We start from the raw sequence: 13,264 nt of genomic DNA on the forward strand, positions 1-13,264 counted from the left end.
TTATTGAGCTGTCCTGTTGAGTAGAACAAAAGAAGTTCCCTTATGCTGTCCTACATGAGTTTCAACATCAAAAACATCTCTTATATTATCTGAACTCAGTACTTCCTCCACAGCCCCGCTGTGGCAGATATGCCCGTTTTTGAGCATTTCAAGGCGGTCGGCAAAATTCATTACAAGATTAAGATCATGTGCACTCAAAAGCACGGAGATTCCTTTCTCTGCAGCTATTTTTTTCAGCAGCTCAAGAACATCGAGCTGATGGCGTAAATCCAGATTACTTGTGGGCTCATCCATCATCAGAATAGAGGGTTCCTGAACCAGAGCACGGGCTATCAGTACTTTCTGCTTCTGCCCTCCCGACAGTTCATCGTAGGGGCGGAAGCAGAGATCTTCCAGACCCATCTGATCCAGAACAGAAAACACTTTTGACCTGTCCTTTTGACTGACTCCCCACTGAAGGTAGGGACGACGGCCCATCAGGACTACATCAAACACTCTGAACTGCATGCTGGACGGGATACTCTGAGGAACATAGCTCATAAGCCTGGCCCTCTCTTTCAGGCTCATACTGCTCAGGGACTGTCCCCCGAATTCCATGGTTCCCGAAGAGGGATTTAAAATGCCGTTGATACATTTCAGAACCGTGGTTTTACCGCTGCCGTTCTGTCCGATCAGAGCTGACAATTTGCCCGGCTGCAGTTCCAGAGATATATCATCCAGTACCTGGGGGCCTCTTTTATAGTGGAAACTCAATCCCTTTACCTGAAGACTCATGAGATGCTCCCTTTCCTGCGTGTGAGCAGAATATATATGAAGAAGGGAACACCTATAAAAGATGTCATTATTCCTAGTGGAATCTCTGAGGGTGGAATCAGGTTTCTTGAGAGTGTATCCGCAGCTAGAAGAAGGAGTGCTCCCGATATGGAGGAAGAGGGCAGCAGGAAGCGGTGATCACCTCCTGTAAGCATTCTTGTCATATGGGGGGCAACCAGTCCGATAAATCCTATGACTCCTGTAAAGCTGATTATTGAAGCCGTAAGAAGAGCAGATATCACCATGGAAACAACTGTGACCCTGTTAACATTGATGCCCATGGTCAGGGCGGAGTCACTCCCTGATGCCATGGCGTTGAAGTCCCAGGCTGAGAGCATCAGCAGCGGGGAGCTTATAAGAAAGACAACACCCATAACAGATACCTGAAGCCAGGAACTCCCGGACAGACTTCCCATCATCCAGAAGACCACAGCACTGAGCTGTTCTGCAGTGGCAATGTACTGAAGAAATGAAGTCATGGATGAAAAAAGATACATAACAGCAATTCCCGATAGAATTAATGTCTCAGGACTCAGTCCTCTTACTCTGGCAAGGAAAAAGACCAGAACGAATGCTGCCAGGGCAAATATAAAGGCATTGCTGATTATAATCAGATGTGAGTTACTGCCGATACCTATCCCCAGCACTATGGCGAGGGATGCACCAAATCCTGCGGCACTTGAAATACCCAGAGTGAAGGGACTGGCCAGAGGATTTCTCAGGATGCCCTGCATGACTGCTCCTGCCAGGCCGAGTCCGGCTCCAGCCAGAAGAGCAGCACAGACTCTGGGCAGACGAATCTCCCATATTACCGTTTTAATAAAACTGTCATTGGATTCAGGATTGAAGAGAGCTCCCAAAGCTTCTGATACGGAGATGCTTGCCGCACCGTGACTCAATGAATAGAGAGTCAGAACAAAAAGGAGTATAACAGCCGCGATCAGAAAAAAAACTTTTCTGAAAACGATCTGTCTGTATTGCTGCTCAAGGCCGGATTCAGGGGTAAACAAAGATTTCCTTCGTCTTTTCCCACTCTTCAGAGCCGAAATAAGTATCAATAATATTCTTATGAACTCCCTCGGGATCAATTTCATCGGCATAGTCGGGATAGAACCACGATGCCATATAAGCCAGAGCTGCCGGATAACGTAAAAGAAGAGTCAGGTCAGATTTCATAATATGAACTCTGTTATTGACCACTGCATTGACTCTGCCTATCCCTGTTCTGTTAACAAGTAAATCAAGCATGACCTGCATATCTTCAACAGATCCATCACCGCTCATTCTTCTGATTATTACATCTGGATTCTGTTCCAGTACATATTCTATGGATAGGTGAGGAGAACTGACCGGTTCATCGGCAGCGATATTGATTCCACCTGCGGCTGCCAGGGGGATATGATTCCCACTCCTGGCAGAGACCGATGAGTAAGGTTTTCTATTCTCATAAAAGACCCTTACTCCGCTGTTTTGAGCTGCCTGTGCCCGGGCTACAATATCTGTTATTTTCTTTTCTCTTGTTATCATGTCATCAACCATGCGCTTTGCCTGTACAGAACTTCCTGTCAGCGCTCCTACATTCAGAATCGTATGTTCAAATGCCCTGGGGTCACTTGTTTTAAAGATTGCAACAGGAATACCCAGAGAACGGAATTTATTAAAAGCGGTTTCAGGCATCATGTTATCTGCCAGAATCAGATCCGGATGTTTTTCAAGAATCAATTCAATATTAGGACGAGAAGAATTTTCAGCAACAACATAGATATCTTTCAGATAAGAGGGAAATGTTGAGTTACTGTCTCTTCCAACAATTGAATCTCCCTTGCCCAGGGCGGCAAGAAGTACAGAAAGACCCGAATTGGTACAGATGATCCTGTCTGTACCGGCGGGTAGGGGAACCTGATTACCCATGGAGTCTTCGATATATACAGTCTCAGGAATCTCTTTCTCTACTTCTATATCATTTACAGTATCTTTTACTCCCATTGCAGCCGCAGGAAAAATTATGATCATGCTGAGGCATATTAGAATCAATTGTTTTAGTACTTTGGTCATTTTCTTTCCTCCGGATCAGCAATAAAGCTGATTAAGCATCCACCGATTTATCGGGAGATGCTGCACTTCTCTAGGGTATAAAAGAAATCAGAACTGGCTGAGTATTCTTTTGGTGTTACCAATATAGATTTCCTGAATTGCAGGATTACTGGCCATACCGTCTGCGGCACTGGCTTCCATTCCGAGTATGGTTTTCCATGAATCTTCTTCATCACCCATAACATCATTGGTAATATGGTCCCCGTAGGTCAGCATCAAAGGTATGAATTTCACTTTCTTTGCTCCGCTGGCTTCAACCTGCAGAATAAGTTCATCACCGAAAAGGGGAGATCCTTCAACTGTTGCCACGCGTACATGATCATAGTTCTGAGACAGGTAATCATCCATCTGAATCAGCTCGGAATTGAACTCGGGATGATGATCATTTCCATGTGCAGAAAGGATGGTGAACGTATCGGAATCTCCGAATTCACCGGAAAGAGCGCTTGCGGTGTTCTGTATGTCTTCGGGATTGAAGAACAGTGAGTGTCCGTATTTCACATTCAGACCTTCAGTTCTTGTGTTAATAACTTCTCTATATTCAGCTCCTACCATAACCATAACGGTCTGAACTGCCACATCCCTGATATTGTTCTCTCTGAACATATCCATGGCTTCATCCATGGTGTAAAAACTTGCTTCCCGTGCAAAAATAGTGGTTTGACCGGCTTTTCTAAGTTTTTTGACAATAAATGAGGCGGTAAAGGCCCAGTAGATGTCATTGTCAGGGAACGCTTGTCTGTAAGCTGTATCCAGATCTTCAAGGTTGTTCTGCCCGGATTCATAGCTGCTGCCGAAGGCGGCAAGAAGAATCGCAGGCTTGTCCTGAGACTTTGCTGAATCTGATTTGACTCCGGCGGTGCCGGCACAGGAAACAATTGACAACAAAACTGCTGCCGCCAAAAGTGTGTTAAGTGATTTTTTCATTCTAAGCTCCTGAAAATTAAATTAGGAACTTCGAAGTCGGGGGTAGGGGAATGGATCAGATTCCGTACTACTCTTTCCTCGAAGAGCCGATACGACGAAACTAATTGTTTCATCCTCCAATGCAGGTCTCCTGACTTACAGGTCAATGTTTTTTGCCTTCCCGGATAAATATTTCTTTACCCAGTGACTTTCAAATAAAAACACACCCCTGATTACAGTGACGGGATCGCTCCGGATTCTAACCGGATTCCCATTTAAGCCAAGTTCCTTGCGGAACATACAGCACATCAGATTTGAACCAATCTTACAGCAGCTGCTGATAAACGATCAATAGATAATTTTTCACAATTTTTGTAATTTCTAATGATTATTTGATTTATTATTGACAATTTCGGACGCAAGTCTTCAGTATAGAGCCCTGATAACAAAGAAATTTTATCTACTGAACACATCAGGATTTTATAGGAGAGCGGGGAATGGAAGCTTATGTACAGGTCTATACGGGAGACGGTAAGGGTAAGACTACCGCATCTCTCGGCCTCACTCTCAGGGCACTGGGTGCGGGATATTCAGTGTTTTTCGGCCAATTCCTCAAAAACGGTGATTACAGTGAAATAAAAATGCTCAGGAAGATGAAGACTGTTCTGGAAGAGGGACAGATTCTTGAACTTGAACAGTATGGAGAACCCCGCTTTATCAAGCAGAAGCCGAGACAGGAAGATATTGAATCTGCTTTGAAGGGCTGGGAATCTATAAAAAAAGCACTTCATTCAGGCATATATGATCTTGTCATTGCAGAAGAGATAAATGTTGCACTCCATCTTGGAATGATCCCTCTCGAAGAAGTCCTTGAAGAGATAAAAAATAAAGAGTGTTCTGTCGAGTTTGTTCTCACAGGACGCTATGCTCATGATGATATCTGTGAAGCCGCAGATCTGGTAAGTGAGATACAGGAAGTCAAACATTATTATCAGGCCGGTGTGACCGCAAGAGTCGGAATTGAAAAATAAAACTGACTCTCCCCCGGCTACGATGAAGGGATTCATGGTCGCCGGCACTCACAGCGGCTGCGGTAAAAGTACTGTTGCCATGGGGCTGAACCGTCTGCTCAGCAGGCAGGGTTACAGGCTTCAGCCATGGAAGTGCGGACCAGATTATATCGACCCCGGATTTCACAGTATTGCAGCCGGACGAAATTGTCGAAACCTTGATACCAGGTTAATGAATATCAATGTGATTAAAGAGCTTTTTTCATATCATGGAGGATCTTCAGATTTCTCTTTGGTGGAAGGAGTTATGGGGTATTATGATGGTGACTCCGGACGCTTTATTGAAGGCAGCTCCTACCATCTTTCCAAGGTCCTTGGACTGCCTGTTTTTCTGGTTCTGGATGTACGTGCCATGGCACAGAGCGCAGGGGCTCTGGCAGCAGGTTTCAGCACATATAGGGATGATGCTCCCATCGCCGGATTTATACTTAACAGAACAGGATCAGAACGTCATTCAGGGATGGTCCGGGATGCAGTTGAAGAAGCAACGGGGAAGCCTGTCATAGGCTGTCTTCCCAGGCAGGATGATATTTCTCTCCCGGAACGTCATCTTGGTCTTGTTCTGGCTGAAGAACAGAGGGACGACCTCTGTGAAACACTGGATAAAATAGCCGATTCTCTGGAAAAAAATCTGGATATGGAGAAACTACTTTCTTTGTCATTCATCAGGAGCACAGCTTCAGACAGTATTGTATCCGGCCGGGAAAATAAGCCCGTATACCTCCCCGGGATTTCTAAAAAAAGTGACAATCCTGTCATTGCTGTAGCAAAAGACAAGGCCTTTGCCTTCTATTATCAGGATAATCTGGATCTCCTTGAAAACAGGGGTGCCCGGCTTGCCTATTTTTCTCCTGTTTCTGATAAATCCCTTCCCCAAGGGACAGCCGCTGTCTATTTCGGAGGGGGGTACCCCGAGCTTTTTGCCCGGGAGCTTTCAGAAAATAAGGATATGCTGGGATCCGTTCGTCAGGCTGCATCAGAGGGAATGCCCATCTACGGAGAGTGCGGCGGCTATATGTATCTGGCCGAAAGTCTCAGGTGCCGGGACGGTTCACTTTGGCCGATGGCAGGTCTTCTGCCTGGGAAAATCAGTATGAGCGGAGGGCTTCGTGCTCTGGGTTACGGAGATGTCCGCTGGCTGCGAGATACCTTTCTGGCAGATAAGGGGACAGTCATACCGGGGCATCTCTTTCACTGGTCCTCCCTTGAGGAAGAGTTGAAGGAAGAGCTGAAGGAAGAAGCTCTTTTTGAGATGGATCGACGGGGATCCCTTATGAATGAAGGTTTTATGCAGAAAAATGTGCTGGCAAGCTATGTCCATTTTCATTTTGCCAGCAGACCCGATCTAGCTCTCCGCTTTGTAGAGGCGGCACAGTCTTATTCAAAAAAGAATAAATTATCATGAGGAGTAAATCATGAGTCAGAATACAGATAATAAAATCAGAGACAGACAGTATATCGAACCGGCTGAAATCTACCGCCGAAGTTTCTCACTGATCCGCGATGCTTTCGGGGAGAGATGGCCCGAAGGCCCGGAGCAGGAAATCATTAAGAGAATTGCCCATACTACCGCTGATGTTGATTATGCACTGACCTTCCAGCTCAGTGATGATGCTCTCGAAAAGGGTGTTCAGGCTATCAGGGCCGGCAAGGGAATTGTTACGGATGTCTCTATGGTGACTGCAGGGATAAGAAAGGAAGCTCCCGCCCGTTTCGGCTGTGAAATCCGCTGTCTTCTCTACAATGAGGGAATCGCAGAGGAAGCCGCTAAAAGAGGAACAACCAAGGCGGCAGTGGCAATTGGAAAAGCTGCGCCTTACTATGACGGTGGAATTGTTGCCATCGGAAATGCACCTACTGCTCTTTTTGAGCTTATTGATCTAATTAAAGCCGGAAAAGCTGCTCCTGCCCTGATTGTGGGTGTACCTGTGGGCTTTGTGGGTGCCGCTGAATCCAAAAAAGAGCTTATTGAGTCGGGTATCCCCTTTATCTCCAATCCCTGTAAACGGGGAGGCAGTCCCATAGCAGCCACCATAGTCAACGGGCTTTTTACACTGGCTGAGAAAAATGAGCTCTGAGAGTTCCGGTGGAAATGCTGTTGTAAGTAAATCGGCCCCCTTTGATGGTGAATCTGACAAAGTCAGTGCCATCAGAGAAGAATACCGGCGTGTTCTTGGAAAAACCGAGGGCATGCAGCGGGGATTTACATCGGGAACCTGTGCCCTGGCGGCCTCAAAAGCGGCACTGCTGCTTTTGACAGGAGAGCTCTCCCCGGAAGATGAAGAGGAAACAGTTGAGGTCGTTCTAAAAAAAAATATCAGACTTGTTCTGCCTGTTTTTAAACTGGAACTGGAAAATGGGCAGGCATCGGTAAGTATCATTAAGGACAGCGGTGACGACGATGATGTCTGTCACGCCAAGGAGTTTTCAGCGTCCCTCAGCTGGTCTGATAAACCTGGAATAGAGATCCGCGGAGGCCGGGGGGTCGGCAAGGCGACACGTCCGGGTCTTCCGGTTAAGCCCGGGGAGTGGGCTGTTAATCCGGGACCCAGAAAGATGATCAATGACAATCTCTCCCCCCTTATTCCCGCCGGGAAAGGGCTTGAAATAGTACTGTCAGTGCCTGAAGGGGAAGGACTTGCCAGACAGACATGGAATCCCCGGATCGGTATAGAAGGGGGAATCTCCATTATCGGTACAAGCGGTGTTATCGAACCACGCTCTGCATCAGCATATAAGGCCTCCATTGCCCTTGTTGCTAAAAGTCGTAAAGCACTTGGAGAAAACAATTTATATATTACACCGGGTTATGTGGGAGACGGTTTTTACCAGAAGCAGTTCTCCCTTGTGGAAGATGAAATCCTCCGCTTTGGTGATCATGCGGGTTTCGCCCTGAATCAGGGTCCCTCAAAGGGATTTAAGCATGTCCATCTGGCAGCCCACATAGGAAAAATGTCCAAAATTGCTGCGGGTCTTTTCAATACTCACTGTAAAACAGGTGATGCACGTCTTGAGACTGTTGCAGCCCTCGCAGGAGCAGCAGGAGCCGACAGGGAGCAGATCAGGACTATTCTTGAAATGAAAATGGCCGAAGAGGCAGTCTCATTTTTACAGGATGCCCGACTGGAAGAGACTTTTGAACTGATGGCTCTGCGTACTGAACAAAGAATAAAAGCACTTTGGCAGAAGGATTACGACACTCTGCCTGAATTGCATCTCTATATACTGGACCTGGAAGGAAATCTGCTGGGTACCAACTTTCCTGGAGGAAACAAATGATTTATCTGATTGGAATGGGACCTGGAGGAGAGGAATATCTCACCCCCCTGTCCCGTCAGATCATACAGGAGGCCGACAGAGTCTACGCCTTTCCTAAACATATTGAAATGCTTGGACTCAGTCCCGAAAGTTCAGAATCAATTCAGGGGGAAATCCCCGGTCTGCCCGAAAGGCTGGGCAAGATGGATCAGAATTTGAGACTTGCAGTACTTGTGTCCGGTAATCCCCAGGTATTCAGCCTGAGCCGCCGTTTTATCAGGGAACTGCCCAGGGAGAGATGGACTCTTGTACCTGGAATCGGCAGCGATCAGGTCATGGGTACAGCAATGGGTCTGCAGACTCCTCTGCCGGCACTTCAGTCTCTCCACGGTCATCCCGTTGAGAATCTCCTCCCCCAGCTCTATAAGCAGGAGTCCGCTTTCATCTATACGGATTCTGAAAATAATCCTCGCAGTATTGCTTCTTACATGGCTGAGAATCAGTTTAGAAACTGGCGCTTTACGGTGGGACAGAACCTGGGTACTGCAGATCAAAGCATTGAAGAATGGTCTCTGGAGGATCTGCTTAAAGAGCCTGAGGATAAAGACTGGGGTCTCAATCTTCTCTATATCGCTCCTCTGGAGGAGTCGCTCCGAAGAAAAGGATATTTATACGGCATTGGAATCGGCCCCGGTGACCCTGAATTGATTTCATTGAAGGCCATGCGCATCCTGAAGCAGTCAGATGTGATTCTGGCACCCCGCTCTTCCTGGAAGAAGGGCTCCATAGCCAGAGAAATTCTGGAACAGGCCGCCGGTAAAGATCTTCCCTTTCAGGAGATGATCTATCCCATGTCCGAAGACCGGGGAACACTGGATGAACACTGGGCTACAGCAGCCGGGGAGTGTGAAGTTCTTCTGAAAGAGGGGAAGCAGGTCAGTTTTATCACCCTTGGTGATCCTTCCCTGTTCTCTACATTTTCATACCTCTGTGAGGCCCTGGATAAAATAATGCCTGAAGCCGCCTGGGAGATTATACCCGGTATAAGCAGCATACAGCTTGCTGCCGCCCGACTGGGGCTGCCTCTGGCACTTGGTAAGGATAAGTGCTGCATCATGCCCACACCGGACAATATGGAGGATCTCAAGCCTCTGCTGGAGATTCATGAGTCCATTGTGCTGATGAAAGTCGGTAAGCGTCTGGAAGACTTGAAAGAGTTTCTGAAGAGAGAGAATCTTGCTGAAAAGGCGGCCTTTATCAGAAGGGCCGGCTTCAGAGAAGAATATAAAGCATACGATATGAATGAGCTGGATGAGAGTAGGGACGGTTATCTTTCAATCGTCATGATCCGGCCCGGGAGGAATAGATGAAGGTAGTATTTATAGGAGCGGGTCCCGGCGATCCGGATCTGATCACCGTAAAGGGAAGTAAAGTACTGGCAAAGGCCCTGGTCGTTATCTATGCAGGCTCCCTGGTTTCACCCGAAATTCTTACATGGTGTGCAGCCTCCCCGGAAATTATGGATTCCGCCGGGATGGATCTGGAACAGGTCTGCCAGGTTTATAAAGAGCATCAGAATGAGGAGGGGATCATTGCCAGAGTGCATACGGGAGATCCTTCACTCTACGGTGCCATTCAGGAGCAGATGGACTATCTCAGATCCGAAAATATCCCCTTTGAGATCATTCCCGGGGTCAGTTCATTCCAGGCTGCTGCGGCTGCACTGGAACAGGAGTATACACTCCCGGGGATCAGCCAGTCCCTGATTATCACAAGAGCTGCCGGCCGGACTCCAGTTCCGGAAAAAGAGAATTTAAAAGTTTTGGCAAAGGCCGGAACAACAATGGTCCTTTTTCTGAGCATTTCACTTATAGATAAGGCTGTAGAGGATCTTCAGGATTCCTATTCAGCGGATACTCCCGCAGCCGTAGTCTACAGGGCATCATGGCCGGATCAGAAAATAATCAGAGGCACCCTCTCCGCTATTCCTCAACTGGTTAAGGATGCCGGAATCACAAGACAGGCTCTTGTCATCATCGGTGATGTTCTGAAAGGTGAATATGAAATGTCCAAACTCTATGACCCTTCATTCTCCCATGGATGGAGGAAGGGCAGGAAAGACAATTGATTCCTGAAAAGATCGCCGTTATATCGGTAACAGACAGCAGTGAACTGACAGCAAAGCGCCTTGCCGCTGCCCTGGGTGCCGATACATTCAGGCCCGAAAAAGGCGGCCTGAGAGCTCTGGTGGAAAACATTTTTCACTCCTATGACGGTCTGATCTTTATAATGGCTTCAGGAATAGTGATCCGTATGATAGCACCCCTTATCTCTGATAAATATCACGATCCAGCTGTCATTACGGTGGATGATGCCTGCCGCTATGCAATAAGTACACTCTCAGGACATGAGGGCGGTGCTAACGATTTATGCTGGAAAGTGGCCTCTTTTCTTGGTGCTGAGGCTGTGATTACGACAGCATCGGATACCAATCGATCCATTGTTCTGGGCATCGGCTGTAGAAAAGATATCAGTGAAGAAGCTGTAAGGATTTCTATAGAGGAAGTTCTTGAAGAGCAGAGCCTTACAATCGAAGACATCCGCTGTGCCGTCAGTGCAGAGCTGAAAAAAAATGAAGAAGGGCTTCTCCGGGCTATGGAGAAATTGGGGATTCCCCTGATTTTTCAGCCCCTGGAGAAAATCAGAAGCAGCTGTTTTGAAGATGTAACTCCCTCAGATGCGGCAATACGGCATTTTAATATACCCGGCGTCAGTGAACCATGTGCCCTCCTGACCGCAAAAAACGGGCGTCTCATAATGAAAAAGAAGAAGATACGGGGTGTTACCATCGCTCTGGCAAAGGAAGATATATGAACAATTCAGAAATATCAGAACAAGGAAAACTCACCATAGTAGGAACCGGACCGGGAACTGATCAGCTTCTGGCACCTGCAGCAAAACAGGCCCTCCTGGAGGCGGATTCTGTTATCGGATATAAGACCTATGTGGATCTGATCCGTCATATTCTCCCGGAGAGCTGTGATATTCAGGCCTATGGAATGCGGCAGGAAGTTGAGCGCAGCCGGGCTGCTGCTGCACTGGCTCTTGAGGGGAAAAAAGTTTGTATTGTCTCTGGTGGAGATGCCGGAGTATTCAGTATTGCCGGACCTGTTCTGGAGGTAATTTCAGAAGAGGATCTAGAAAAACTGAATCTTTCCATTATTCCTGGAATAACTTCGGCACTCTCATCGGCAGCCCTTCTGGGTGCTCCTTTAATTCATGATTTTGCTGTGATCTCATTAAGCGATCTTCTTACACCGACAGAACTTATTGAGAAGAGACTCAGCCTTGCCGCCGAGGGTGATTTTGTTGTAGTCCTGTATAATCCTGCAAGTAAGAAAAGAACTGAACTCATAAAAAAATGCGCTCAGATTATGATTGAGGCCGGTAGAAAAGATACCCCTGTGGGCATTGTACGCCATGGGTTCAGGGCAGATCAGAATGTGACAGTTACAACTGTAAGTGAGATGCTGAACCATGATATTGATATGAATACCACAGTGGTTATAGGCAACAGCAGAACCTATAGGAAAGGGCGTTTTATGGTTACTCCCCGGGGGTATGCTCTGTAGTCTTCCTATCTTTTATATCTGAAAGGGCGTCTTCATAGACATCTATGTAGGCAAGAGCCGAAGGCTTCCATGAAAAATCCTTATTCATACCGTTCCTTCTTAAAATCCTGACTTTATCAGGAGACTCTTCCCAGCACTCTACAGCTCTGTCCAGAGTCTCTCTCAGATATTCGGGGTCAGCCTTTTCATAGACAAATCCAGTCGCCTGTTTCCAGCCTTCCCTGGAGAGTGGATCCCTGACAGAATCAGCCAGACCTCCCGTTTTTCTCACTATGGGTATAGTTCCGTATTTCAGACTGTAGAGTTGATTCAGACCGCAGGGCTCGTAATGGCTTGGCATTATGAAAAAATCGGCACCCCCTTCAATGAGGTGAGACATCTCTTCATTGTATGCAATTTTGACGGATAGATTGGGCAGCTCACTGCTCAGTTTTTTAAGTTCTTCTTCAACCCAGGGTTCTCCGGTTCCAAGAATCACTACCTGAACCTTCTGTTCCCGGCAGAATCCCTCAAGGATGCCGTATCCCGGTCTGCAGAGCTCTTCAATTCCTTTCTGTTCAACAAGACGGGTAATCATGGCAAACAGAGGGATTTTCGGATCTTCAACCAGACTCATCTTTATCTGGAGTCTGGTTTTACACTGAGCTTTACCTTTCAAATCATAACTCGAGTAGTTATGGGGAGAGATGTATCTGTCAGATTCAGGATTCCAGCTGCTGTAATCTACTCCGTTTAGAATCCCTGTAAGATAATCCGCTCTATGATTCAATGACTGATCCAGGCCATGTCCATAGGCAAGGGTTTTGATCTCTTCAGCATAGTTTGGTGATACTGTGGTAATTCTATTGTTGTTTTCAATACCTGTTTTAAGGAAGTTAACATAGCCGTCCTTCATCATATTGAAACGATGGGTGTCATCCTGTTTCAGTCCTGTCCAGGGGAGGTCTCTTTTATGATAGGTCCCCTGATATCCCATATTGTGAATTGTAAAGACAGAAGCTGTATTTTTAAATTTTTCATCCGATCTTTTCAGATAAAGAGGAGAAAGTCCTGTGGGCCAGTCATGGCTGTGAAGTATATCTGGAATCCAGTTCAGATAGAGACAGACCGATTCAAATGAAGCTGCCAAGAGGCTGAATCTGTGAGCATTATCCGGGTATGAGGACGCCGGGGTGGGACCGTATATTCCTTTCCGACTAAAGTATTTATCACTCTCTAAAAAGTAGACGGTAATACCGGATTCATCCATTTCAGTACTGTAGAGGGCCGCTTTTTCTGTTCGAAAGACCATATTTATGTGTAATTCACTAAGAAACTCAAGTCCCTCACGCTTTACATCATTGTAGAGAGGCATCAGTATGCGCACATCACTGTCTTCCTGTTTCAAGGCCAGAGAAAGTGCACTTACCATATCAGCCAGTCCACCCGACTTGGCATAGGGAACAGTTTCACTGCTCATCATAAGTATTTTCATGGATAAGCCCCTCCGTT

Annotated in this window: 13 protein-coding genes and 1 riboswitch; of the genes, 8 read left to right on the top strand and 5 right to left on the bottom strand. The window is 46.8% G+C overall.

Features of this window, described 5'->3' with window-relative positions:
- From DV872_RS03000 to DV872_RS03015, 4 genes are all read right to left on the bottom strand, one after another.
- Nucleotides 1–774, bottom strand: a complete 774-nt coding sequence (locus DV872_RS03000) for an ABC transporter ATP-binding protein (RefSeq protein ID WP_114628366.1) — start codon at nucleotides 772–774, stop codon at nucleotides 1–3.
- The gene (locus DV872_RS03005) at nucleotides 771–1,871 is read right to left on the bottom strand and encodes an iron ABC transporter permease (protein WP_199563419.1); all 1,101 of its coding nucleotides are present in this window, start codon (nucleotides 1,869–1,871) and stop codon (nucleotides 771–773) included. Before DV872_RS03005 ends, DV872_RS03000 begins: the two co-directional genes overlap by 4 nt.
- Complete coding sequence (locus DV872_RS03010) at nucleotides 1,810–2,868, bottom strand: ABC transporter substrate-binding protein (protein WP_114628368.1); 1,059 nt, start codon at nucleotides 2,866–2,868, stop codon at nucleotides 1,810–1,812. The genes DV872_RS03005 and DV872_RS03010 overlap by 62 nt, the downstream gene beginning before the upstream one ends.
- 87 nt (nucleotides 2,869–2,955) lie before the next feature.
- Nucleotides 2,956–3,834 (bottom strand): sirohydrochlorin cobaltochelatase, encoded by an 879-nt coding sequence (locus DV872_RS03015; RefSeq protein WP_114628369.1) that lies wholly within the window; start codon nucleotides 3,832–3,834, stop codon nucleotides 2,956–2,958.
- 102 nt (nucleotides 3,835–3,936) lie between these two features.
- A riboswitch (cobalamin riboswitch) is annotated at nucleotides 3,937–4,139 on the bottom strand.
- A gap of 171 nt (nucleotides 4,140–4,310) precedes the next feature.
- On the opposite strand from DV872_RS03015, the gene DV872_RS03020 reads away from it, so the two are divergent.
- Genes DV872_RS03020 through cobJ form a run of 8 tightly spaced genes read left to right on the top strand, consistent with a single transcriptional unit; the run spans nucleotide 4,311 to nucleotide 11,773 of the window.
- Nucleotides 4,311–4,844 carry a cob(I)yrinic acid a,c-diamide adenosyltransferase gene (locus DV872_RS03020; protein ID WP_114628370.1) on the top strand — a complete coding sequence of 178 codons (534 nt, stop codon included), beginning with the start codon at nucleotides 4,311–4,313 and terminating at the stop codon, nucleotides 4,842–4,844.
- The gene (locus DV872_RS03025; protein ID WP_114628371.1) at nucleotides 4,834–6,288 is read left to right on the top strand and encodes a cobyrinate a,c-diamide synthase; all 1,455 of its coding nucleotides are present in this window, start codon (nucleotides 4,834–4,836) and stop codon (nucleotides 6,286–6,288) included. Before DV872_RS03020 ends, DV872_RS03025 begins: the two co-directional genes overlap by 11 nt.
- 10 nt (nucleotides 6,289–6,298) lie before the next feature.
- Complete coding sequence (locus DV872_RS03030; RefSeq protein ID WP_114628372.1) at nucleotides 6,299–6,961, top strand: precorrin-8X methylmutase; 663 nt, start codon at nucleotides 6,299–6,301, stop codon at nucleotides 6,959–6,961.
- Entirely contained in the window at nucleotides 6,951–8,162 is a 1,212-nt protein-coding gene (gene cbiD / locus DV872_RS03035; protein ID WP_114628373.1) for a cobalt-precorrin-5B (C(1))-methyltransferase CbiD, read from the top strand. Before DV872_RS03030 ends, cbiD begins: the two co-directional genes overlap by 11 nt.
- Nucleotides 8,159–9,511, top strand: a complete 1,353-nt coding sequence (gene cobI / locus DV872_RS03040) for a precorrin-2 C(20)-methyltransferase (RefSeq protein WP_114628374.1) — start codon at nucleotides 8,159–8,161, stop codon at nucleotides 9,509–9,511. Before cbiD ends, cobI begins: the two co-directional genes overlap by 4 nt.
- A complete protein-coding gene (gene cobM / locus DV872_RS03045; protein WP_114628375.1) occupies nucleotides 9,508–10,269 on the top strand; it encodes a precorrin-4 C(11)-methyltransferase in 762 nt (253 codons plus the stop codon). The genes cobI and cobM overlap by 4 nt, the downstream gene beginning before the upstream one ends.
- Complete coding sequence (locus tag DV872_RS03050; RefSeq protein ID WP_158546805.1) at nucleotides 10,266–11,015, top strand: cobalt-precorrin 5A hydrolase; 750 nt, start codon at nucleotides 10,266–10,268, stop codon at nucleotides 11,013–11,015. The genes cobM and DV872_RS03050 overlap by 4 nt, the downstream gene beginning before the upstream one ends.
- On the top strand, nucleotides 11,012–11,773 hold the full coding sequence (gene cobJ, locus DV872_RS03055; protein ID WP_114628377.1) for a precorrin-3B C(17)-methyltransferase: 762 nt from the start codon (nucleotides 11,012–11,014) through the stop codon (nucleotides 11,771–11,773). Before DV872_RS03050 ends, cobJ begins: the two co-directional genes overlap by 4 nt.
- Here cobJ and glgA read toward each other — a convergent pair.
- The gene (gene glgA, locus DV872_RS03060) at nucleotides 11,748–13,247 is read right to left on the bottom strand and encodes a glycogen synthase GlgA (protein WP_114628378.1); all 1,500 of its coding nucleotides are present in this window, start codon (nucleotides 13,245–13,247) and stop codon (nucleotides 11,748–11,750) included. The genes cobJ and glgA overlap by 26 nt on opposite strands.
- Nucleotides 13,248–13,264 lie beyond the last annotated feature (17 nt).

Origin of the sequence: Oceanispirochaeta sp. M1 (assembly GCF_003346715.1) — a bacterium.
GTDB lineage: Bacteria > Spirochaetota > Spirochaetia > DSM-2461 > DSM-2461 > Oceanispirochaeta.